The sequence below is a fragment of the Rhizobium sp. Root1220 genome, from assembly GCF_001426265.1.
Lineage (GTDB): Bacteria > Pseudomonadota > Alphaproteobacteria > Rhizobiales > Rhizobiaceae > Rhizobium.
This window is the reverse complement of sequence record NZ_LMDG01000006.1, coordinates 102,416-125,290: the sequence shown is the minus strand read 5'-3', so window position 1 is coordinate 125,290 and position 22,875 is coordinate 102,416. Positions and strand designations below refer to the sequence as shown.

The 22,875-nt window shown below is 60.3% G+C and carries 22 protein-coding genes and 1 pseudogene; 13 read left to right on the top strand and 10 right to left on the bottom strand.

All coding sequences use genetic code 11. The features are described 5' to 3' along the window. Positions 1-269: 269 nt before the first annotated feature. A complete protein-coding gene (locus ASC90_RS07120; protein ID WP_056537454.1) occupies positions 270-977 on the top strand; it encodes a DUF1275 family protein in 708 nt (235 codons plus the stop codon). A 52-nt stretch (positions 978-1,029) separates the two neighbouring features. Then, positions 1,030-3,495 (top strand): UvrD-helicase domain-containing protein, encoded by a 2,466-nt coding sequence (locus ASC90_RS07115; RefSeq protein ID WP_056537452.1) that lies wholly within the window; start codon positions 1,030-1,032, stop codon positions 3,493-3,495. A gap of 300 nt (positions 3,496-3,795) precedes the next feature. Here the strand turns inward: ASC90_RS07115 and ASC90_RS07110 are convergent, their stop codons facing one another. Then, positions 3,796-4,143: a hypothetical protein gene (locus tag ASC90_RS07110; RefSeq protein ID WP_056537449.1), complete on the bottom strand. Its 348-nt coding sequence runs from the start codon at positions 4,141-4,143 to the stop codon at positions 3,796-3,798. A 269-nt stretch (positions 4,144-4,412) separates the two neighbouring features. Here ASC90_RS07110 and ASC90_RS07105 point away from each other — a divergent pair, with 269 nt between their 5' ends. The 5 genes from ASC90_RS07105 to pncA all read left to right on the top strand — a co-directional run bounded on the left by ASC90_RS07105 (position 4,413) and on the right by pncA (position 10,237). After that, the gene (locus ASC90_RS07105; protein WP_056537446.1) at positions 4,413-5,249 is read left to right on the top strand and encodes a siderophore-interacting protein; all 837 of its coding nucleotides are present in this window, start codon (positions 4,413-4,415) and stop codon (positions 5,247-5,249) included. A gap of 267 nt (positions 5,250-5,516) precedes the next feature. Beyond that, positions 5,517-7,007: a sensor domain-containing diguanylate cyclase gene (locus tag ASC90_RS07100; RefSeq protein WP_056537443.1), complete on the top strand. Its 1,491-nt coding sequence runs from the start codon at positions 5,517-5,519 to the stop codon at positions 7,005-7,007. Positions 7,008-7,148: 141 nt separating this feature from the next. Then, a complete protein-coding gene (locus tag ASC90_RS07095; RefSeq protein ID WP_056537513.1) occupies positions 7,149-7,985 on the top strand; it encodes a carbon-nitrogen hydrolase family protein in 837 nt (278 codons plus the stop codon). 248 nt (positions 7,986-8,233) lie between these two features. Then, entirely contained in the window at positions 8,234-9,505 is a 1,272-nt protein-coding gene (locus ASC90_RS07090) for a sugar MFS transporter (RefSeq protein WP_244480336.1), read from the top strand. Positions 9,506-9,610: 105 nt separating this feature from the next. Then, positions 9,611-10,237 (top strand): bifunctional nicotinamidase/pyrazinamidase, encoded by a 627-nt coding sequence (pncA, locus tag ASC90_RS07085; protein ID WP_056537437.1) that lies wholly within the window; start codon positions 9,611-9,613, stop codon positions 10,235-10,237. Here pncA and ASC90_RS07080 read toward each other — a convergent pair whose 3' ends face one another. After that, positions 10,238-10,486 (bottom strand): DUF2164 domain-containing protein, encoded by a 249-nt coding sequence (locus tag ASC90_RS07080; RefSeq protein ID WP_056537509.1) that lies wholly within the window; start codon positions 10,484-10,486, stop codon positions 10,238-10,240. A gap of 132 nt (positions 10,487-10,618) precedes the next feature. On the opposite strand from ASC90_RS07080, the gene ASC90_RS07075 reads away from it, so the two are divergent. After that, a complete protein-coding gene (locus tag ASC90_RS07075) occupies positions 10,619-11,335 on the top strand; it encodes an AzlC family ABC transporter permease (protein ID WP_056537434.1) in 717 nt (238 codons plus the stop codon). A gap of 2 nt (positions 11,336-11,337) precedes the next feature. After that, positions 11,338-11,646: an AzlD domain-containing protein gene (locus ASC90_RS07070; protein ID WP_056537506.1), complete on the top strand. Its 309-nt coding sequence runs from the start codon at positions 11,338-11,340 to the stop codon at positions 11,644-11,646. Positions 11,647-11,673: 27 nt separating this feature from the next. On the opposite strand, the gene ASC90_RS07065 is transcribed toward ASC90_RS07070, so the two are convergent. Further along, positions 11,674-13,509 carry an aminopeptidase P family protein gene (locus ASC90_RS07065; protein WP_056537431.1) on the bottom strand — a complete coding sequence of 612 codons (1,836 nt, stop codon included), beginning with the start codon at positions 13,507-13,509 and terminating at the stop codon, positions 11,674-11,676. A 274-nt stretch (positions 13,510-13,783) separates the two neighbouring features. Here ASC90_RS07065 and ASC90_RS29260 point away from each other — a divergent pair, with 274 nt between their 5' ends. Continuing rightward, positions 13,784-13,957, top strand: coding sequence for a hypothetical protein (locus ASC90_RS29260; protein WP_200950860.1), 174 nt, complete (start codon positions 13,784-13,786; stop codon positions 13,955-13,957). 158 nt (positions 13,958-14,115) lie between these two features. On the opposite strand, the gene ASC90_RS07060 is transcribed toward ASC90_RS29260, so the two are convergent. Genes ASC90_RS07060 through ASC90_RS07050 form a run of 3 tightly spaced genes read right to left on the bottom strand, consistent with a single transcriptional unit; the run spans position 14,116 to position 16,744 of the window. Continuing rightward, positions 14,116-14,994 carry a 50S ribosomal protein L11 methyltransferase gene (locus ASC90_RS07060; protein WP_056537428.1) on the bottom strand — a complete coding sequence of 293 codons (879 nt, stop codon included), beginning with the start codon at positions 14,992-14,994 and terminating at the stop codon, positions 14,116-14,118. 15 nt (positions 14,995-15,009) lie between these two features. Next, positions 15,010-16,137 (bottom strand): NAD(P)/FAD-dependent oxidoreductase, encoded by a 1,128-nt coding sequence (locus ASC90_RS07055; RefSeq protein WP_056537425.1) that lies wholly within the window; start codon positions 16,135-16,137, stop codon positions 15,010-15,012. A gap of 4 nt (positions 16,138-16,141) precedes the next feature. Then, a complete protein-coding gene (locus ASC90_RS07050; protein WP_056537421.1) occupies positions 16,142-16,744 on the bottom strand; it encodes an SCO family protein in 603 nt (200 codons plus the stop codon). 167 nt (positions 16,745-16,911) lie between these two features. Here ASC90_RS07050 and ASC90_RS29695 point away from each other — a divergent pair. After that, positions 16,912-17,084: pseudogene (locus ASC90_RS29695) on the top strand (methyl-accepting chemotaxis protein); the annotation flags it as partial. Between the two features lie 75 nt (positions 17,085-17,159). Beyond that, positions 17,160-17,627 carry a chemotaxis protein CheW gene (locus tag ASC90_RS07045; RefSeq protein ID WP_056537418.1) on the top strand — a complete coding sequence of 156 codons (468 nt, stop codon included), beginning with the start codon at positions 17,160-17,162 and terminating at the stop codon, positions 17,625-17,627. Positions 17,628-17,705: 78 nt separating this feature from the next. Here ASC90_RS07045 and ASC90_RS07040 read toward each other — a convergent pair whose 3' ends face one another. The 3 genes from ASC90_RS07040 to ASC90_RS07030 all read right to left on the bottom strand — a co-directional run bounded on the left by ASC90_RS07040 (position 17,706) and on the right by ASC90_RS07030 (position 19,840). Beyond that, complete coding sequence (locus ASC90_RS07040) at positions 17,706-18,575, bottom strand: aldose 1-epimerase family protein (RefSeq protein WP_056537415.1); 870 nt, start codon at positions 18,573-18,575, stop codon at positions 17,706-17,708. A 113-nt stretch (positions 18,576-18,688) separates the two neighbouring features. Further along, on the bottom strand, positions 18,689-19,183 hold the full coding sequence (locus ASC90_RS07035; protein ID WP_056537412.1) for a CreA family protein: 495 nt from the start codon (positions 19,181-19,183) through the stop codon (positions 18,689-18,691). A 66-nt stretch (positions 19,184-19,249) separates the two neighbouring features. Continuing rightward, complete coding sequence (locus tag ASC90_RS07030) at positions 19,250-19,840, bottom strand: 3'-5' exonuclease (RefSeq protein ID WP_056537409.1); 591 nt, start codon at positions 19,838-19,840, stop codon at positions 19,250-19,252. 271 nt (positions 19,841-20,111) lie between these two features. Between ASC90_RS07030 and ASC90_RS07025 the strand changes: the two genes are divergently transcribed. Continuing rightward, complete coding sequence (locus ASC90_RS07025; protein WP_056537407.1) at positions 20,112-20,645, top strand: GNAT family N-acetyltransferase; 534 nt, start codon at positions 20,112-20,114, stop codon at positions 20,643-20,645. Between the two features lie 58 nt (positions 20,646-20,703). Here the strand turns inward: ASC90_RS07025 and ligA are convergent, their stop codons facing one another. Beyond that, on the bottom strand, positions 20,704-22,860 hold the full coding sequence (gene ligA / locus ASC90_RS07020) for an NAD-dependent DNA ligase LigA (protein ID WP_056537405.1): 2,157 nt from the start codon (positions 22,858-22,860) through the stop codon (positions 20,704-20,706). Between the last annotated feature and the right edge of the window lie 15 nt (positions 22,861-22,875).

The following is a 22,875-nucleotide window of genomic DNA, read 5'->3' as shown; positions in this document are numbered from 1 at the left end:
GTCCTCTAAACGCCTCGCTCCCGAATTTTAACCGGCGACGTCAAATAACGCTTTCGTTTCCTGCCATTGCGCTGTTCTCTGGGTCGATGGCCACCACGCCGCATGGCTTCGAAAAGGATCATATTTATGCCGAAGATCAGGACGAAAGTGGAGCGGACACGGCTTCGAACGGACCCCAAACGCTTTGACATCGATGCACCCGCCTAGATCCCGGTCGCGAAAGCCGGCCTGAACCATCCCTCTGCTGACCGCCACATCGAAAGCCACTCATGCGACGTGCCCTTCCCTTTGCGCTGAGCCTGATCGCCGGCTACGTCGACACCTCCAGCTTTCTGGCGCTCGGCGGCCTTTTCACGGCTCACATCACCGGCAACTTCGTCACATTGGCAGCAGCGCTGGCGCTCGGCACATCCGGCACCACCGCAAAGATTCTTGCATTGCCGGTCTTCTGCGTGACGATCTTCGCGATGCGATACCTCGGCAAGCTTCTTGCACTCAGCGACACCCTCGGCATGAAGGTGTTGCTCGCGTTCGAGCTGCTCTTTCTGGTCGCCGGGTGCGTAGCCGCCATTTCGCTGGCGCCATTCACCGATCCCGATGGTTTTCAGCTCGTTCTGACAGGCATGCTGCTTGTCGTCGCCCTGGCGATCCAGAATGCCGCCCACCGCGTGCATCTGGCGTCCATGCCCCCGACCACCGTGCTGACCGGCACGATCACCCAGATCATGCTCGACCTTGCCGACCTCGTCCACGGCACATCAGACGATTCGGGCGCTGTCGTTCGCCCCAGGCTCGCCCGCATGGCGACCAATGTCGCTGTCTTTGCTGTCGGATGCGGACTGGCGGCCCTGCTGCACGCGCTCGTCGGCATCTGGTGCTTTGCGCTACCGCCGCTGCTGGCACTCGGCTCGCTCTATCTGGCCCTGGACACCCCCACGGCGCAAACCGCTTCAGGGATAGCTACCGGCCGGGAATGAAAGCAGAACATCTTTTCTGGTCTTTCCATCCCGAATCACTACATTACGCGCCATGAGCAATAGTTTCGACGACATTCCCTTCTTCGATGAAGAGCCGGGCGAAGCGCCGCGCAAGCAGCAAGCCCCCGCAGCTCCCGCCGCCGGAGGGATCGCCGCGCGCGCCATGGCCGCTCGCAACGGCGGCAGCCGCCCCGATTACCTCTCCGGCCTGAACCCCGAGCAGACGGAGGCCGTCGAAACGCTCGAAGGTCCGGTGCTTGTGCTTGCGGGTGCCGGAACCGGTAAGACGCGCGTGTTGACCACCCGCATCGCCCATATCCTCAATACCGGCCGCGCCTTCCCCTCGCAGATCCTGGCCGTGACCTTCACCAACAAGGCGGCGCGCGAGATGAAGGACCGCGTCGCCGTTCTCGTCGGCGGCGCGGTCGAAGGCATGCCGTGGCTCGGCACATTCCACTCGATCGGGGTCAAGCTGCTGCGCCGCCACGCCGAACTGGTAAACCTTCGCTCGGATTTCACCATCCTCGACACCGACGACGTAGTTCGCCTCGTCAAGCAGCTGATCCAGGCCGAGGGCCTCGACGACAAACGCTGGCCGCCCAAGCAGTTCGCCGGCATGATCGACACATGGAAGAACAAGGGGTTGGGGCCTGCCGACATTCCAGAAGGCGACGCCCGGGCCTTTGCCAATGGCAAGGGCCGCGAACTCTATTTCGCCTATCAGCAGCGCCTTTCGACGCTGAACGCCTGCGATTTCGGCGATCTGCTGATGCACCCGATCGCCATCTTCCGGAAGAACCCGGACCTGCTCAAGGAGTATCACGGCCGCTTCCGCTATATACTCGTCGACGAGTATCAGGACACCAATACCGCCCAGTACATGTGGTTGCGCCTGCTCGCCCAGCGCCCAAGGGGAGAGTTGCAGAACGTCTGCTGCGTCGGCGACGACGACCAGTCGATCTATGGCTGGCGCGGCGCGGAAGTCGACAACATTCTGCGCTTCGAGAAGGATTTCCCCGGCGCCAAGGTGATCAAGCTGGAGCGTAACTACCGCTCGACCGAACACATTCTGGGCGCCGCCGCCCACTTGATCGCCCACAACGAAGGCCGCCTCGGCAAGACGCTGTTTACCGACCGGAGCAATCCCGACGATGCCAAGGTGCAGGCGCACGCCTCCTGGGATTCCGAGGAGGAAGCCCGCGCGATCGGCGAGGAGATCGAACAACTGCAACGCGGCAAGCACAAGCTGAACGACATGGCGATCCTCGTGCGCGCCTCCTTCCAGATGCGCGAGTTCGAAGACCGTTTCGTAACGCTAGGCCTGAATTACCGCGTCATCGGCGGCCCGCGCTTTTACGAGCGCCTGGAGATCCGCGATGCCATGGCCTATTTCCGGCTCGTCGCCCAGCCTGCGGACGACCTTGCCTTCGAGCGCATCATAAATACGCCGAAGCGCGGCCTCGGCGATACGACCGTGCGCGCCTTGCACGACTATGCCCGGGCCCGCGATATCCCGATGCTGGCGGCCGCAAGCGATATCATCGAGACCGACGAGTTGAAGCCGAAAGCCCGCAAGGCGCTGTTCGACGTGATTCAATCGTTCCGGAGATGGCAGGAAAGGCTTGAAAACACACCACATACCGAACTTGCCGAACAGATCCTCGAAGAATCTGGCTACACCGACATGTGGAAGAACGACAAGTCGGCCGATGCGCCCACCCGCCTCGACAACCTGAAGGAACTCATCCGCTCGATGGAGAGCTTCGAATCGATGCGCGGCTTCCTGGAGCATGTGGCTTTGGTCATGGATGCCGAGCAGAACGAGAACCTCGACGCCGTCTCGATCATGACGCTGCACTCGGCGAAGGGACTGGAATTCGACACCGTCTTCCTGCCCGGTTGGGAAGAGGGCCTTTTCCCGCACCAGCGCTCGCTCGACGAAACCGGCCGCGCCGGTCTCGAGGAAGAACGCCGCCTCGCCTATGTCGGCCTCACCCGCGCCAAGCGCCGCTGCCACATCTGGTTCGTCTCCAACCGCCGCATCCATGGTCTGTGGCAATCGACCATCCCCTCGCGCTTCCTCGACGAACTGCCGGAGGCCCATGTGGCGGTCGCCGAAGTCGAGCAGAGCTACGGAGGTTACGGCCGCGGCGGCTATGGCCAATCGCGCTTCGACAAGGCTGAACCCTTCGCCAACAGCTATTCCACTCCCGGCTGGAAGCGCGCCCAGGCCAACCGCACCGACGCCACCCGCGACAACTGGGGATCGCGCTCCGGCCATGCCGTCGAACGCGTCGGCTATGGCGAAAGCGGCCCGAAGACCCGCACCATCGACGGCGAACTGGTGGCCAAATCCACTGCCACCCAGCCCTCGAAATTCAAGACCGGCGACCGCGTCTTCCACATGAAGTTCGGTAACGGCAACATCAAATCCATCGAAGGCAACAAGCTGACGATCGAATTCGACCGGGCGGGGGAAAAGCGGGTGCTGGATGGGTTCGTGGAGATGGTTTCCTAGCCACAATCACCGCAACCAGCCCGTCTCCCCCTCAAGCCTGCCGGTGTCAGGGCAGTCAAACACGCCAACGTTACCCAGTCGTGACTTCGCAGGGCGCCGCGTTTCCCGCATACTGGCCCTCCCGCACACTCTGGCGCGGGGCTTGAATAGGAGGATGCCAATGAAACGCTACTCACTATCCCTGATCGGAATGTCCCTGGTGCTAGCCATTGTGAGCAACCCCGGCATAGCGCTGGCCTGCAACAAGATCATCGGGACATGATCTGTTGAAGCAATGCATTGAGCGGGCGTGACGCCCGCTCACCCGAGTATCGGCATCTTCCCCAACCCGAGAATATCGTTCAGCAGCGCCAGCCCGATCCCGGCGGCCACGATCCCAAGTCCGATCAGGAACAGCCGACGCGACCGATCATATTTCGCCGCGATCAGCGAGTCGCGTGCCAAAAGGTCGGCAAACACCTTCACCTGTATGGCGATTCCGATCGTCAGCAAGATCATCGGCAGGATGTCGATCCGGCTCCAGTCGTTCGGGTTGGACACCCAACGGCTGATGAAGCTGAGTGAAAAGCCCAGGATGATGCCGGCGGCCGTCAGCGAGCCGTTGCGGAAGGTGGCGTCGATCTTTTCCTCTGGACCGGGCTCGGACATGGTTTTGGCTTTCGGCTGATGTGCTTGCAGAGGAAGGCAGAAATCCACGGAAACGGCAAGAGTGGCAAAAGATTACAAAACCTTCATTTTAAAATCATATTTTTCTTGTCAGCGGCTCACACCACGGTTACGTAAGTGTGACATCTGCTGGGTCCTTGGACGCCGCACGTAAGCGTTAACGTCAACCAACGCGCTGATCGAACCCGAACCGGGGTGCGAGCGGCGCGTACGCGTCTTGCGCATTTTCGGTTCCAATCAAAGGAACTCCGATGACGGCGGAAACCGGCCTCAACACTCCCGACAAGCCCCACCTGATCGAACGCGTCCGCCATGAACTCAGGCGCAGGATACTCACTGTCAGTCGCGTCGAAAAACTGACGCCACAGATGTTGCGGGTGACGCTCACCGGCGCCGACCTGGAAGGCTTCGTCAGCCTCGGCCATGACGACCACGTCAAGGTTCTTATCCCGCGCCCTGGCGAGGACCCCGCTTTCCCGGAAATGGGGCCGGACGGCAAGTTGCTGATCGACCCGGCCAACCGACCGTGGCTGCGCGACTACACGCCCCGCCGCTATGATGCTGCAACCGGCGAACTCGATCTCGATTTCGCGCTCCACGAGGCCGGCCCCGCCACCGAATGGGCGGTCAGCGCCAGGCCCGGCGACAAACTCGGCCTTGGTGGCCCGCGTGGCTCCTTCGTGGTCGCAACCGACTTCGACTGGTACCTGCTGGTCGGCGACGAAACCGCCCTGCCCGCCATTGGCCGCCGCCTCGAGGAGCTGCCCGCGTCAGCCAAGGCTCTGGTCGTCGCCGAAGTGGCCGGCCCCGAGGAGGAACAGGCATTCTTAAGCAAGGCCGAACTGTCGACGCACTGGCTGCATCGCGGCAGCGAACCCGCCGGAAGCACCGACAGGCTCGATCTGGCGCTTCGCGATATTTCCCTGCCCGCCGGCGACGGGTATATCTGGATTGCCTGCGAGACCATCGCCGCCAAGCGGTTGCGCGCCGTCATGGTCGAGGAACGCCAACACCCGAAGGCCTGGATCAAGGCGGCGGGCTATTGGAAGCGCGGTCAGGCCGATTTCCACGAGACACATGGCGACTGAGCCTCCGTTGTGCCTGGCTGCCGCGGCAAACCGCAGCAGCCAACCACGACATGCGGCCGCCTGGACATACCGCCAGCGCAAAGCCGACTGGCGACGCCCGGATGAGACGCCACGCGAGCCTGAGAGGAGTTGGACGTTCGCGACGCATCAGCGCTAGGCAGCCCATCACAGTCGTCAAGCGAAGGTTTACGAATCACCTCTAAAGAACGAAGAGAAAATACGTTCGCATCCGATGCCCGCCCGGTCACCGCCGCGGCAAACCGAGATATGCCCATGACGACCGACACCGATATTTTTGATTTGTCACCCATCGCCATGTGGATCGAGGATTTCAGCGGCGTGCAGGCGCTGTTCGACCGCTGGCGCGCTGAAGGCATCGATGACATCCGAGCCTATTTGCGGGAAGATCTCAGCCGCGTTGCCGCTTGCTCGCAGCAAATCCGGGTGTTGCGCGTAAACCGCAAGACGCTGGAACTTTTCGAGGCAGATGGCCTCAATCACCTCGTCGCCAATCTCGGCCGCGTATTTCGCGACGAGATGCTTGAAAGCCACGTCAGCGAACTGGCGGCTCTTTGGGAAGGCAAGACGGAATTCACCAGCAGCGCGGTAAACTACTCGCTTTCCGGCCGCAGGCTCGACATCCAGCTGCGCGGTTCGGTGCTGCCGGGCTACGAGCAGTCCCTGGGCCGGCTTCTGCTCACGACCGAGGACGTCACGGCGCGTGAGGAAGCGCGACGCAACGAGCGCGAGAACCGCCGCTATGCCGAAGGCATCTTCGAGCATTCCCCGGTGTCGCTCTGGGTCGAGGATTTCAGCCAGATCAAGCTGCTGCTCGAAGACGTTCGCGATCGCGGCATCGACGACTTCCGCGTATTCACCGACGTGCATCCGGAGTTCGTCCGCCAATGCATGAGCGAAATCCGGGTCATCGAAGTCAATCAGGCGACGCTCGACCTCTTCTGTGCGTCCGATCGCCATACGCTCCTCAAGCGCATCGGCGATATCTTCCGCGACGACATGGAGAAGCATTTTCGGGAGCAGCTGATCGAGCTTTGGAACGGGAAGCTTTTCCATCAGCGCGAAGTGATCAACTATGCGCTGGACGGCTCCGAGCGTTTCGTTCTGCTGCAGTTTTCCGTCCTGCCCGGACATGAAGGCGACTGGTCACTGGTGCAGGTGGCGCTCACCGACATCACCGCGCGCAAGAAGGCGGAAGCCTATCTCGAATATCTCGGCAAGCACGACGTACTGACCAAGCTCCACAATCGCGCCTTCTACATGGACGAGCTGAACAGGCTCGAGCGCAAGTCGTTGCGGCCCGTCTCCGCGATCATCATCGACCTCAACGGTCTCAAGGACGCCAATGACCAGCTCGGGCATGACGCCGGCGATGCACTGTTGCGCCGGCTGGGCGAAGTGCTGAACGGCGTGGCCTCGCAGCCGAACCATGCCGCGCGCATCGGCGGCGACGAATTCGCCGTGCTGATGCCGGGCGCGGACAGGCAGGCGGCCGCGACGATGGTGGAAACGGTCGGCGAGCTGCTGAAGATCAACAACCAGTTCTATTCCAGCGCCCCCTTGAGCATTTCCTTGGGTGTGGCGACCAGCGAACCTGGGGAATCCATGGAAGCGATGGTCCGCCGTGCGGATCTTGCCATGTATGAGCAGAAGCGCGCGTACCATGTCAGTCGCAAAGCCGAGGCGGGCGATCAGCAGGACACGACCTCCGGACCTGAAAAATCCGTCTCGGCCGCCTGACCCTTCGACACATCCGCCTCGGGTTCGAGCGATGCAATACGGCAGCATCGGGTGCGATCGCATTTCTGTTTCTCACAATTGAGGGTCACACACCGCTTCGAATCGTGAAGAATGCCCTTCGACGAAGCAGGAGACGAATCGTTGAAAATAGCCGCTGCACAGACGAACGTTTCAGCGTGCGTCTCCGCCAACGGGACTGCCATACGTGGGATGATTGCCGATGCGGCAGCGGAAGAAGTCCGGCTTATCAATTTCTGCGAAGGCGCATTGTCCGGATATGGAAAATTCCAGATCACGAAGCCTGATGATTGGGCGACCTTTGATTGGGCAATTCAGGAAACCGAACTCCGCGCAATAGCTGAACTTTGCAGGCAACTCCGTATCTTTGCCGTTGTAGGAGGAGCGCATCGGCTCTCCGCAGGCTACCCACCGCACAATAGTCTCTACGTCTTTTCCGATGCCGGCACTCTGCTGACGCGCTACGACAAGCGATTTCTGTCAAATTCGGAACTCGGTGGCTGGTACACACCCGGAACAGAACCGGTCACCTTCAAAGTCGACGACTGTGATTTTGGTTGCGCGATCTGCATTGAATCCCAATTCGCCGAGGTCTTCAGCGAATATGAGCGCCTGGGGGTGGATGGGGTTATCTTCTCGTCATATGGCATCGCCACGGACTTTCAGATCGCGCTTCAGGCACATGCAGGCTTGAACTGCATCTGGATCAGCGCAGCCACTCCGGCACAAAAAGCCCATAAAGGGCCTGCCGGTATCATTGGACCGGACGGTAAATGGTCCGCGCGATGCTTCGATTTTCCCGAGCCCGGCTTTGCCACCGCAGTCCTGGATCGAAGCGATCCTGCTTACGATATTCCGATTCAGAAGGCTCGCCCTTGGCGCAGCGAGGCTAGGAAAGGCGAAATCTATCGCACAAGGATGACAAACGATCCCAGGAGCCGGAACAGAAGCGGATATTGAGTTGTCCGGGTTGGGTCTCCGGGAGAGTGTGGATAGCGCTCGCCGCCTCTCTGTAGTTCTGGAATCACAACAAAAATCGTTTGAATACTATCGAAGTTGTCGGCAACGGCATATATTAGGCTTGTGGCTTGCTGCACGCTTTCTCCCAGAGCGCCCCGCCGAGCCGCCGCCGGCCCGTCGGACAAGACGGCTTTCCATGGAAAATACCCGGCGCAAACAATAGCAAGAGGTACAGGAAATTGGCTGGTATCATCACCAACAATGCCGCGACGACACGTCCGGCCTCACCTTCCCCCGTAGTGAACTATCAGTTTGCTCTCGTGGCGCTGACGTCGCTGTTCTTCATGTGGGGCTTCATCACCTGCCTGAACGACATTCTGGTGCCGCACCTGAAGAATGTCTTCCAGCTGAACTACACGCAATCCATGCTGATCCAGTTCTGCTTCTTCGGCGCTTATTTCATAGCGTCTCTGCCAGCTGGCGCACTCGTCAAGCGCATCGGCTACAAGTGGGGCATCGTGCTAGGCCTGGTCATCGCGGCGATCGGCTGCGCGCTTTTCATTCCGGCGGCAAGCTATCGCGTCTACGCACTTTTTCTTGGCGCACTGTTCGTGCTGGCGTGTGGTATCACGCTGCTGCAGGTGGCGGCCAACCCCTATGTGACCGTTCTTGGCCCGCCGGATACGGCCGCAAGCCGCCTCAATCTCACCCAGGCCTTCAATTCGCTCGGCACGACGCTTGCTCCGATGTTCGGCGCATTCCTCATCCTGTCCTCGGCGACTGCTGCCGTTTCGGGCGCAACGCCGGAACAGCTTGACGCCATACGGATTGCAGAGGCGAGCGCGGTGAAGTTCCCCTACATGTTGCTGGCAATCGCGTTTCTACTGCTGGCCGCTGTCTTCGCGGCGCTGAAACTGCCCCAGGTCGAAGGCGACGATGACATCGAGCCGATCGTCGGCGGCGGATCCGCCTGGCGCTACCGGCACCTCGTATTGGGTGCAATCGGCATTTTCCTCTATGTCGGCGCCGAGGTGAGCATTGGCAGCTTCCTGGTCAACTTCATGAGCCAGCCAGATATCGCAGGCTTCTCCGAGGCAGAGGCGGCGCACTACGTCTCCTACTTTTGGGGCGGCGCCATGATCGGGCGCTTCATCGGCTCAATCGCGATGCGCTACATCGATGACGGAAAGGCGCTTGCCTTCAACGCCGTCGTCGTCATCGCCCTGCTGCTGCTCACCGTCTTTTCCGGTGGCCATGTGGCCATGTGGTCGGTTTTGGCGATCGGGCTCTTCAACTCGATCATGTTCCCCACGATCTTCAGCCTGGCGCTCTACGGCCTCGGCAAATACACCAGTCAGGGCTCGGGCATCCTTTGCCTGGCTATCGTCGGCGGCGCGCTGCTTCCTCTCGTGCAAGGTGGTCTCGCCGACACGATCGGCATTCATCTGGCGTTCCTGATGCCGATCATTTGCTATGTCTACATTGCCTTCTACGGCCTGAAGGGCCACCGCCCGACCTGAACTGCGAGTTAGCGCTTCGCCGTCTCCGCGGCGAAGCGTTTCGGCCCTTGCACCTTGCCGTCCACATTGGCATCTTGCGCCGCAACAACAGGTGGAGACGCGTGCATGAAAGCCTTGCTGCTGGTCGATATTCAGAATGGTTTCTGCCCTGGCGGCAATCTTCCGGTTCCTGACGGAGACAAGGTCGTTCCGATAGCGAACGCACTGATCGACAGCGGCAAATACGACCTGATCGTCGCCTCGCAGGACTGGCATCCGGCCGGCCACGGCAGCTTTGCCTCCTCGCATCCGGGCAAGCATCCCTTCGAGCTGGGAGTGCTTTCCGGTAAGCCACAAATGATGTGGCCGGACCACTGCGTTCAGGGGACGCTGGATGCCGAACTTCACCCGGATCTGAGGGCCGCCGAAATCGACCTGATCCTGCAGAAAGGCGAGAACCGGAATGTCGACAGCTATTCCGCCTTCCGCGACAACGAACGCGACGCCATCACCGGGCTTGCCGACTTTCTCGAAGGACAGGGAGTCACCGATCTCGACGTCTGTGGCCTTGCGACCGACTACTGTGTCAGGTTTTCAGCGCTCGATGCACTAGAAATGATGCCGGGTGTGAAGGTACGATTTATCGAGGACGCAAGCCGTGGCATCACGCCGGACGGCATCGCCGAAGCGATCCACGAAATGCGCGAGCATGGCATCGAGGTCATCGACAGCCGCCAGGCAATGTCCGGCTGATCAATCCGTGGCTTGGCGCTGTAGCTGATAGATGTCGTCGGAAAAATCGTCAACTCGCTTGGAAAGCGCTATCTGCGCATCCTCGAGCCCTTGCCTGTAGTAGGCTGTGCCGATTTCCTTGCCAAGGAATTCGAGCACGAACTCCGCTTTGAGAAGACCGATCGGCTGATCGAGTTCGCTGTCGAAATAGTGCTGGATGCGCGCCACCAACGCCGCTTTGTCTTCCTTTGAAAATTCGATCGTCTTCATCATTCCTCGCGTCGGGTGTTCGGCCAGGATTGCACCGTTCAGCGGAATCGATCGGTCAATCAAGGAAATTCGTTTGAACCAGCTACCTCATCACCTTAGAGGGAACTCCAAATTCCAGAAGGATTGTCGCCGATGAGTCGCGCGGATTTTTTCGAAGGCTTGCGCGGCGGCTCCGCCATAGCGCTGGCCTCGGCCCCATTCGGCGCTCTGTTCGGAGCACTTGCAGCCGATCACGGCATGTCGCTCGCCGAGCTGACCTTCATGAGTGCGACGGTCTATGCCGGCGCCAGCCAGATGGTCGGGATTGAACTTTTCGGTCACGATGTGCAGGCATGGCTGATCGTAGCCTCGATTCTTGCCGTCAATTTTCGCCACGTGCTCTATTCGGCCGCCATAGCGCCTTATATCAAGCACTTCTCGGCGATCCAGAAGTTCTTCACCTTCTTCCTGCTGGTCGACCCTCAGTTTGCGGAAACCTTGAAGCGGGGCGAGGCCGGCAAGCCCGTGACCTTCGCCTGGTACCTGGGCTTCGGCATCGTCATTTATGTCCCGTGGGTGATTGTCAGCCTGCTTGGCGGCCTGCTCGGAAGCTACATCGGCGATCCGAAATCCATCGGCCTCGACATCCTGCTGCCGGCGTATTTCCTCGGCATCGTGCTCGATTTCCGGCACCGCGACAATTTCCTGCCGGTGGCCTCCGTCAGTGCGATAGCCTCGGTCATTGCCTATCACTATGTCGGATCTCCCTGGCATGTGAGCCTGGGCGCCGCCGCGGGCATCCTCCTCGCGGCCTTGTTTCCGCCCCCGCCCCACGAACAGGAACTCGAATCCGACCTGCACGAGGTATGACGATGGCGTTCGACCTCCACATGGTTCTCATCATCCTCGCCGCTGCCGTGGCCACCTACGCCACCCGCATCGGCGGCTATATCCTCATCACGACGATGAAGCGGATACCGCCGCGGGTGGAGGCTGCCCTCGCCGCGGTACCGGCAGCCGTTCTGACCACGCTCGTCGCACCGGCCTTTTTCACAGGTGGCTGGGAAACGAAGCTGGCGCTGGTCGTGGCTTTGCTCGTCGGCTTGCGGGTTTCACACACCTGGATGCTGGTCGCCGCCTGGGTCGTCGTCATGGCCTGGCGCCACACCATCGGGGTGTGACGCCGCGTCCGGGCAACAAACTTTGGGTTAGTAGTCCAACGGCAATGTCGCATTCTCCAGCCACGCTTTGACATCGCGATCGTGGATCAACGGCATCAGGGCCTCACGGGTCCGCTCGTGATAATCGTTGAACCAATGCAGTTCGTCATGCGTCAGTAGCTCGGGGATGACGAGGCTACGGTCGATCGGGCAGAAGGTCAGCGTCTCGAAGCCGAGCATCGGCATATCTCCACCATCGATTGCCTCGGCGTCGCGTACATAGATCAGGTTCTCGATCCGGATTCCGAAAGCACCAGGGCGGTAGTAGCCCGGTTCGTTCGAGAGGATCATGCCCGGCAGAAGCTCTTGCGTCGAAAGACGCGAAATACGCTGCGGCCCCTCGTGCACCGAGAGATAGGAGCCAACGCCGTGGCCCGTGCCATGGCCGAAGTCTGCACCCGCCCGCCACAGCGCAATGCGTGCCAGCGGATCGAGATCGCAGCCGCGCGTACCCTTGGGAAAGCGCGCCGTGCTGATCTGTATCATGCCCTTGAGAACCAGCGTGAAGAACCGCCTGTGCTCCTCCGAGACCGTGCCGATTCCGACCGTGCGGGTAATATCCGTGGTGCCGTTTATGTACTGCGCCCCTGAATCGATCAGAAAGAGTTCGCCGGCCTCCAGCTTTCGATTGCTCTCCGTCGTCACCCGATAGTGCATGATGGCGGCATGTTCGCCGGCCCCGGAGATCGTATCGAAGGAGATATCCTTGAGCGGATTCTGCATGCTCTGTCCGACACGCGCGCGTGTCGCCTCAAGCTTCTCCGCCACGTCGATTTCCGTCACAGCACCTGGCTTCGTCTGGGCCAGCCAGCACAAGAATTCCACCATCGCCGCACCGTCCTGAAGATGCGCAGCGGCGGAACCGTTGATTTCCACGACGTTCTTGACCGCCCGCGGCAGCTTGGCCGGGTCGTTGCCTTCGACGACCTGGCCGCCGGATTTCCGGATGATTTCGGCAAGGCCATAGGATGTCAGATCAGGATCGACCAGAATCCTGCCACCATCGCTCGACACTGCCGCCAGCTTGTCGGCAAGCGCCGAGGGCGGCAGTTGCGCGCACATCTGCGCCAGGTAGGCCTCGCTCTCGATGCCCGTCTTGCGCTTGTCCAGAAACAGATCAGCCTTGCCGTCTGCATAGACGAGGGCGCGCGCCAATGGATGCGGTGTATGGGGCACGTCGGCGCCGCGGATGTTGAAGGTCCAGGCGACAGACGACGGATCGGCGATCAGCGCAGCCTTCAGATTTTTCTGGGCGAGATCTGCGGCGATCGTCGCGATCTTCTCGGTGGCCAGTACGCCGGCCTGCGCAATATTCTGGATCGCCATCGCACCCAGCGGCTCTGCCGGCCGATCCGACCACAGCTTGTCCAGTGGATTGTGCGGCAGGATGACGAGCGAACCGCCGATCTCTTCCAACGCCTTTTCCAGACGCCGCACCTCGACACCCGAATGCAGCCAGGGATCAATACCAAGACGCAGGCCTTTGCTTGCGTTCTTGACAAGCCAGACATGCGGCGGTTCGTTGACGAGGTCACCTCCGGTGAAAACCGAACCATCCACCTGTTCGGCAAGCTGGGTGACATAGCGTCCATCGACGAAGACGACAGCCTGCGAACGCGTCACCAGCGTCACACCCGCGGATCCCGTGAATCCGGTCAGCCACGCCAATCTCTCCGCGCATGCCGGCACATATTCGCCATTGAACTCGTCCGCACGCGGAACGAGGAAAGCGTCGATACCCAAGGCATCGAAACTTTCCCGCAGGGCCGTGGCGCGATCGCGGCCGAATTGTGGCGAGGAGGTCACTTCGAAAGACTGGAACATATTCAAAAACCTAGTGTTTGCTACGAATCCGATGGGTGGATCGCCGCCATGTTATCGGAATTTCAAATCCGCGGGAGAAAAACCAGGCTCCAGGCACACGCTCAGGCCGCGCAATATTTAGGCGAAAATGCGGCGACACCAAACAAACTGGCACGCTTTATGCATTCCCTGCATGGCTCCCATGAGCGAAACCCTCTGACTGAAACTTTCGGAATGACTATATACCCGTCATCAAACGGGTTCGAGACGAACCTGAAACGAAAGGAATTTGGAAATGACCGCCTCTCTGTCGCGCTTCGCTTACAGCAGCCCGGTGCAGGCTGGCGAGCGCCAGACCGTGCGTCACGTTCTCGGCTCGCTCCGCCCGCTGAATGGGGACACCCTCAAGCTGATCGGCACCGGCCATAAAGTCACGCGCCACCAGGGCGCAACCAACTACGTGTTCTGAGCAACTCGCCGCTCCGTTCTCCTCCTCCCTCATCGGACTGGCGATCAGAACAAGTAGAACCCGCTCGAGCGCTCCTCCTCCTTCGAGCTCGCGGGTATAGACCGGGAAACCGGTCTGAAGGCGGTGCCATCGGCACCGCCTTTTTTCGTTTACGCGTCTCAGGGGCGATCGAGATGGATTGTCACCCAGCCATTGCGCCAGATCGTCCGGACGTGGCGCAAATGCGCGCCGTTATACGCCGCGAGCACCTTCCAGCGCTGCGTTGCAAGAATGCCGGACAGGATCACGGAGCCGCCTGAAGCCAGGTGGGTGACAAGCTGCGGCGCCATCCTGATCAGAGGTCGCGCGAGAATATTGGCAATTATCAGGTCGAACGGACCGTGCGCGGAGAAGGCAGTCGAATGAAATCCCGGCGCGGTCTCCGTCGAAACGCCGGAGGCGATACCATTGCGGCGGACGTTCTCTGCCGCAACCCGTGTCGCGATTGGATCGATGTCGGTCGCCAGTACCGGAATGTTCTTGAGCTTTCGCACTGCAATGGCGAGCACCCCGCTGCCGGTACCCAGGTCGAGCGCATTGCGCACCCGTCGTGAGCGGACCACGTGATCGATCGTCTCCAGGCAACCTGCCGTCGTGCCGTGGTGGCCTGTCCCGAAAGCCTGCCCCGCATCGATCTCGATGGCGATGTCACCGGAGCGTACCTTGTCCCTGTCATGCGATCCATGAACCAGGAAGCGCCCTGCACGAACCGGCTTCAAACCCTCCAGCGATTTCGCGACCCAGTCGATCTCCGGAATGACTTCCCGTTCAACCTTCGCATCGGGAAAGGCGTGCGTCAGCGCCTCTTCCACACGGCTGCGCACCTCTGCCTCGTCTTCGCGCATCATGTAGACGGACGCTTCCCAGATATCCTTCTTTTCATCGATCTCCGTCGTCGCGATCGCGAAATCTTCTTCGCCGAACACGTCCGACAGCAGATCGAGAATCTGCCCTGCCCGTATTTCGGTGGTTGTCACATAGAGGCGTATTTCACTCACGGGCGGTCTTTCCAGTTATAGCGCGCCATCGATCCATGGCGGTGCCGGCGTATCATATCCCGATACGCCGCGAAGCAATCTGTGTGAAAATGCAGGTAGTCTGAAAAGGGTGGGTATCGCAAGGTTCCTCAGCTTGATAGCCAGCGGATTGCTCATGGTGAACAGGGCCGTGAGCTGACGTGTCTGTTTCAACACGGTCAGGACCGCTGGCATTCGTAGCTGGGTATAATCCGCCTCGCGACCCTCGGCGATCAGCCAAGCTAGCCAGCATGCATCCTCTATGCCGAGGTTCATGCCACGTGCGCCAGCTGGTGAGTGAATATGCGCGGCGTCCCCAGCAAGAAACACGTTTCCTTTTGACATTGTCTCGACGTGGCGGAAGTGAATACGGAAGCTGGTTGCCCAAGTCTGTTCCGCGATAGGCGCCGGGTGGTCGATGCTGCTTTCGAAATCCGGAAGTGTCGAAATATAGCGAACGACATCCCGCTCGACCGGAACCCTGCCGATCATGCCGGGGTCCAGCAGGATCATCTCGACAAAATGCGAATCGATTTCCCGCGTGTAGCGAAAATCGGCAAGGTAGAAGCTGCTTTCGAGTGCCTCGCCTGGGAACGCCACGCCAATCGACTTGCGTACCGTCGAATGAGCGCCGTCTGCGCCAATGACGATATCGAATTCGGCGGTCTCGACTGAGCCATCCGGCTTGCGCAGAGTGACCTGGGGCTTCAAAAGATCTTCAGAGACCGTCTCGACCGTCGTATGCCACTCCGGGACAACTTCATAGTCGGAGAGCTTGCCCAGCAGCAGCCGTTCGGTATGTCCCTGCGCCAAGGCATGAAGCGCACCGTACGGTCCGGGAACCTTGGTAGTGTCCAGAACCGCAAGCCTACGCCGCTTGGCAACGACGCGGAATTGCGCGAGTTGCTGCGCCTCCTGCAAGATGGCGTCGGTGACCCTCGACGGAGCCAGCAAGGCGAGCGTCCGCGCATTGATGCCGAGAGCGCGGCTCTCCAAAAGCGGGACAGTGCCTTCACCGTTGTCTATGATCCGAGGTCGAAATCCGCGTCTGGCGAGTTCCAGCGCAGCCGTGAGACCGGTTGCGCCGGCTCCGGCGACTAGAATCCTGCGATGACCAGGCGCCATGATGTCATCCCTTGCTGACGAGGTTCTCCAGCTTTTTTACCGCCGTATCGGGATTTTCACCATAGGCGATCGTTCCGGCGAACCGCCCGGCAGAATCGAGCAGGAATACCGAGGCCGTGTGATCCATCGTATAATCGCCAGTCGGATTGTTGGCGTCGAGCGGCACCTTCTTGGCGTAGACACGGTAGCCCTTGATCACATCCGCGACCTTATCGGGCGTCCCCGATATGCCGACGATCCGTTTCGAGACATTGGAAACATACTGATTCATCACCTCGGGGGTGTCGCGCTCGGGATCGACGGTTACGAAATAGGCCTGCAGCTTGTCGCCCTTCGGATCGATCTTCTCCAGCCAACCGTTCAACTCGAATAGCGTGGTCGGGCAGACCTCCGGGCAATGGGTAAAGCCGAAGAAAACCGCCGAAGGCTTGCCGCGGAATGCCTGTTCCGTGATGGGCTGTCCATTTTGTGCGACCAGCGTGAATGGCACGCCGAAAGCACCTTCCGAGAGCGCTTCCTTGGTCTTGGTGACATTGAGCGTCAGCCAGCCGAGAATACCGGCCATCAGCAGCACGGCGACCCAGACAGCGATGCGAACAGTCTTCATCAATCAATTCCTTGCAGACAGGTATGGTCCTCTCTGCCTGATACCGCTTTGCACCACCGCACGCAATTCAACACCCGTTTTCGACCCGTGGTCAATTGCCCCACATAGGCAGGTGAAAGAACCTCGACCCACGTCGAAGCCGGTCGTCGCCAAGATGTTTGGGCAACGACGAACATGTTAAACCAATCGTAACCTCTCCACGCGAACAATCGGTCGGACTGAACGGAATCAACACAGTCTTTAGCATCTGGTTCAGCAGTTCAATATCGGCGAGGGCATGAATGCCCGTCCAACGCCGCGGGAAGCAAAAGCGGTCTCGCATCCGGAACCATCTCCCGCATGAAGCCCAATCGGCAATTCGCGGGCGCATTCAGCGGCGCGCTGCCGCCAGAGACAACTGGGAACAATTCTGATCATGAATACCACTGTCATCAACCAGACCGGCTCGCATCTCGAGATCGTCTCCTTCCACCTCGGTGAGCAGGAATTCTGCATCGACATCATGGCGATCCGCGAAATCCGCGGCTGGGCCCCCGTCACCCCGATGCCGCATACCCCGCCTTACGTTCTCGGCCTGATCAACCTGCGCGGCGCAGTTATCCCTGTCATCGACATGGCCTGCCGCCTCGGCATGAAGATGACCGAGCCATCCGAGCGCTCCGCCATCATCGTCACGGATATCGCCGGCAAGTTGGTCGGCCTGCTCGTCGAGCAGGTTTCCGACATGATGACCATCAAGAGCGAAAACCTTCAGCCGGCCCCGGAAATCATCCCGGAAGCCCAGCGCGCATTCTGCCGCGGCATCGTCGCGCTGGAAAAGACCATGGTCTGTTTCCTCAACCTCGACACGGTCATCGCCGACGAACTGGCGCAAGTCGCCTGAGATCATCGAACTCAGAATGTAAGACGCCCGCAACGATCCGTTCCGGGCGTCTCGTCGGCGTCTGATATCAGCTGTCGCCTATTCGGCGATCTCGACGGTGAATGCGAAGCGGGCGACGGCGCCGGGAGCGAGTGTCTGGCTATACGGCCGCTGCGCCAACTCGCTCGAGCCGCCCTTCTCTGCCGCGGTCCCATGCCATGGCTCGATGCAGATAAACGGTGCACCTGGTTTCTGCCACAGCGCCAGATTGGGCAGATTGTCGAAGCTGAAATGCATCGACGACCCACCTTCGACCCCGTAGCGCAGGCCCTTCCCCGCACCTTGAGGAAAGATCATGGCGTCCTTTTCGAACATGCCGTGGCTGAGGACCAGTCGTCCGGCCGTGAAGGGCGATGCAAGTTTCGCAGGCGAAATCAGGCCGCCATCCAGTCTAACCAGATCCGGCTCGCCATGATTGTCGAGCGTGACGACATGGTCCTTTCCGGCGGCGCCCGGCAACGGCCAGACAAAGGCCGGATGAAAGCCGATGCCGAAGGGCAGTGGCCGCTGGTCGCGATTGCTGACCTCCGCCGCGACAGTCAGCGCCCGTCCCTCGACCGCGTGCTCGACCGCCAGCAGGAAATCGAACGGGTAGACCGCCTTCGTTGCCGGCGACGACGCGAGCTCATATCGGCACATCGTCGCGCTGGAGGAAGCAAGAACGAACTCTGTCCGACGGGCGAAGCCATGCTGCCCCATCGGATATCTCTGGCCGTCGATCGCAAGGGTATCGTCGGGTGCCTTGCCGACAATCGGGAACAGAACCGGCGACCGCCCGCCCCAGAACGCCGCATCGCCGCTCCACAGCCAGGAGCGCCCGTCGCTGGTGGTTAATGCCTGCATCTCGGCACCGAGGGAGGAGACATCGACCGTCAGGTATTGGTTCGCGATTCTTGCAAGGCTTGGCATCGGGCATCCTCTTCGATTTGATCCGGCACCGGACCTTATCTTCGCCCGCAACCGATTTCCATCCGCCGCATGACGACAGTTCGGGAACTGCGCAGTGCGAGGTCACACGGTTCCTATTGCGGCTTGCCGTTCGCCCACGTCACGTTCTGCCCGTAGAGCGAAACCGTCGAAATCGCCATCTTCGCGGAACCGTCGGTGACTTGACGGGAATGCGCGAGATAGATCAGCGTGTCGTTCTGCTTGTCGTAGATCCGGTTGACCACAAGCTTCTTCCAGATCAGCGAGATACCGGATTTGAAGACCTCATCCCCACCGCTCGACATCTCTATGTCGCCGATTTCGATCGGACCTGTCTGATGGCAAGAGATCGCGCTGTTCGAGGGATCTTCGAACCAGTTACCATTCTTGACCCGGTCGATAACACTGCGCTCGAAATAGGTGACGTGGCAGGTAACTCCCTTCACTTCAGGGTCGGCCACCGCATCGACGATGATGTCGTTGCCGATCCAGTCGACGCCGACCTTGCCCACCACATCTGCGGATGCGGTCCCGGCAAAGAGGCCAACCAGCACGGCGGCCGAAAGAACGAAATTGTGCTTTGTGAACATGATGATGGCTCCCTAAGGTTTCCCTACTATAACGTAAGTGCGCTCGAAGCCTTTGCAAGGAAACGCTCAGGCCTTACGGCAGGTGCAGGGCTCGTAGCCACCGGCCGTCAAACGGCCGGGCTTCATTCCAATCAAGGCAGGAATGGCGTGAACCGCAGCGGCCCCGATCTGTCTCGCCATCTCGATTGCGGCTTGTGCGCAGACGGCGGCGTCCTCGGCAGCGTTGTGATGCACGAAGCGCAACCCGAGATGCTCGGCAAGCATGTTCAGACGGTGTGACAGGAATTGCGGCCAGATGCGCTGAGACATCTTTAGACTGCAGAGATATGTGAGTTCTGGATACGATTGACGATAGAGATCGAGGCTCGACCGCCACACGCTGAAATCGAACGCTGCGTTGTGCGCGATCATCGTCGCGCCGCAAAAATCGTCGTGGAACTCGTCCATCACCTCGGGAAACTCTGCGGCGTCCTCGACGTGCTCGGGACGGATACCGTGGATGGCGATGTTCATGCCGGAGAAGCGCATGTCCCTGGGACGGATCAGCCGCTCCTCGACGCGCGTCACCCGGCCATCCTCGATCCAGGCAAGGCCGACCGAGCAGGCACTCGCCCGTTGCTCGTTGGCCGTCTCGAAATCAATGGCAATGGTCTTCAAGCAGACACGCTCCGATTCGTTCTATTGAATCAGGGATAGCCGCGCAGCACGCCTTAGGCAAATTTCTCCGCGGCGTTGACATTTGAAAGCCAATGACAAATTCTGTATCAATGATCGGACCTGTGACCATGGCAACGCTTCATATCACCACCACCACCCAGACAGGGTGTGCGGGAGCGATGGTGCGTTAGAAACCGTCCGATCATCCCAAAAACCCTGCCGAGGCGAGCAGGGTTTGGACCGGCTCTCCTTGTAACTCATGGAGAGCGAAATGTCTGATAGTGAAGTCAACGAACCGCCCGCCCGAGCGAGCTTGGGGGACGCTACCGTCCGCGCTGCGCGCCTGTCCGACGCGGAAGCTATAACCGACCTGTTGAATTTGCCGGGATACAGGGCTGGCACCCTGCGGCCGCCCTATCAGACGGTCGAAGAAGTCCGCAGGCGCATGGAGAGTCCGGAGCCTGGTGCGCTCAACCTCGTAGTGACGCTCGGCGATACAATCGTTGCCAACGGCGGCCTCAATCGTTTCGCCGGCCGTCGGCAACACGTCGCGAGCATTGGTATGGGCGTGCATGACGACTTCACCGGGCGCGGTATCGGAAAACTGCTCCTGGGCGCGATGGTCGAGGCCGCCGATGACTGGCTTGATATCAAACGCCTGGAACTCACCGTCTATACGGACAACAGGGTCGCCATCGGCCTCTACGAGAAATTCGGCTTCGAACGGGAGGGATTGCTAAGGGCCTTCGGCTTTCGGGCCGGAGAATATGTTGATGCCTATACGATGGGACGGATAAGACCCTGACGGCAAAGCGCGATCGATGCAACGTCGGCCACCTCACGCCATATCGGACGCGGGGGTCTCAGCCCCCGATCAGAACCAACCACTCGTCCTCGTCCATGGTCTGGATGCCGAGTTCGCGTGCCTTGTCGAGCTTCGAACCTGCGCCGGGACCGGCGACAAGGATATCCGTCTTCTTGGAAACCGACCCGGCAACCTTTGCACCGAGGCTTTCCGCCCTCGCCTTCGCCTCGTCGCGCGTGAACTTCTCAAGCGAACCGGTGAACACCACCGTCTTGCCTGCGACCGGGCTGCCCGACGTTGCCGGCAGCTCGGCCGCCTCTGGCGTCACCTCGGCAAGCAGGCGCGTGATGACCTCGACGTTGCGCGCCTCCTTGTAGAATTCGACGATGGCCCGTGCCACGATCTCGCCGATACCCTCGATGGCATTGAGTTCATTCCAGGCATCACCCGACATGGGTGACGCGTCTTTCATGGCTGCTTCAAAAGCCTCGTAGGTGCCGTAGGCGCGCGCCAGAAGCTTGGCCGTGGTCTCGCCGACATGACGGATGCCGAGCGCATAGATGAAGCGGTGGAGCGCGATGCGGCGGCGCTCGTTGATCGCGGCATAGAGCTTGCCGACGCTGACCTTACCGAAACCGTCGATGTTCTCGAGTTTGGTGAGCGATGACCCGCCCTGCCGCTTCTCCAGTGTGAAGATATCGGGAGCGGTTCTAATCTGCAGCGACGGATCTCCACTTTCGAAGAAGAAGTCAACCTGCTTTGATCCCAGCCCCTCAATGTCGTAGGCGTTGCGCGAAACGAAATGCTTCAGATGTTCCGTTGCCTGTGCCCGGCAGATGAAGCCGCCGGTGCAGCGCGTCACAGCATCCACCTTTCCAGTCTTCTCATTCACCTCCCGAAGGGCATGCGAGCCGCAGACCGGGCAGATCTTGGGGAAGACATAAGGTTTGCTGTTGGGTTCGCGCTTTTCCAGGACGACGTCGACGATCTGCGGAATGACATCCCCTGCCCGTTGCACGATCACCATGTCGCCGATGCGGATATCGCGCCCCTCGCGCAGCGGCTCGCCGCTGTTGCCGATGCCCTTGATGTAGTCTTCATTGTGCAATGTCGCATTGGTGACCACGACCCCCCCGACCGTGATCGGCTCAAGCCGCGCGACGGGCGTCAGCGCCCCGGTGCGTCCGACCTGGATGTCGATGGCTTGCAAGCGCGTGAAAGCCTGTTCCGCGGGGAACTTGTGCGCGGTCGCCCAGCGCGGACTGCGCGAGCGAAAGCCAAGGCGTGCCTGCAGTTCGAGGCTGTCGACCTTGTAGACAACGCCGTCGATATCGTAGTCGAGATCGGGCCGCCCGAAGCCGATCTCGTCGTAATGGGCAAGAATATCGGCAACAGAGTTCAGCCGCTTCATGAGCGGGTTGACCGGAAAACCCCAGTTCTTGAAAACTTGGACCATGCCGAACTGCGTATCGGCAGGCATCTCAGACATTTCGCCCCAAGCGTAAGCGAAGAATTTCAGTTTCCGGCTTGCTGTGATCTTCGAGTCAAGCTGGCGCAGCGACCCGGAGGCGGTATTGCGAGGGTTAACATAGGTTTGCTTGCCCTCCACCTCCATCTGTCTGTTCAGGGCAATGAAGTCACTCTTGGCCATGTAGACTTCGCCGCGCACCTCGACGACGGCGGGCGCGCCCTTGGGCAGCTCGTTTGGTATTTCCTTGATGGTACGGATGTTCGCGGTAACGTTCTCGCCGGTTGTACCGTCGCCGCGTGTGGCGGCGCTGACCATCCTGCCGTTCTCGTAGCGGATCGACATCGAAAGCCCGTCGATCTTCGGTTCGGCCGTGAATGCAATCGACTGGTCCGGGAGGCGCCCGAGGAAGCGGTAGACGCTGTTGACGAAGTCCTGCACGTCGTCCTGCGAGAAAGTGTTGTCGAGCGACAGCATCGGGCGGGCATGCACCACTTGGGCAAACGTCACCGAAGGCGCCGAACCGACGCGTCGCGACGGGCTATCCTCACGGATCAGCTCCGGAAAGCGTGCCTCGATCGCGTCGTTGCGTCTCTTCAGCGCATCGTAATCCGCATCCGAAATCGCCGGCCGATCCTTGCCGTGATAGAGCTCATCGTTGCGAGCGATTTCCCTTGCCAAACACTCAAGCTCGGCGGCGGCTTCTTCGATCGTCAGGAAATCGATGGCTGTTGCTTCGGTCGACATGCTGTCTCGCTCCAG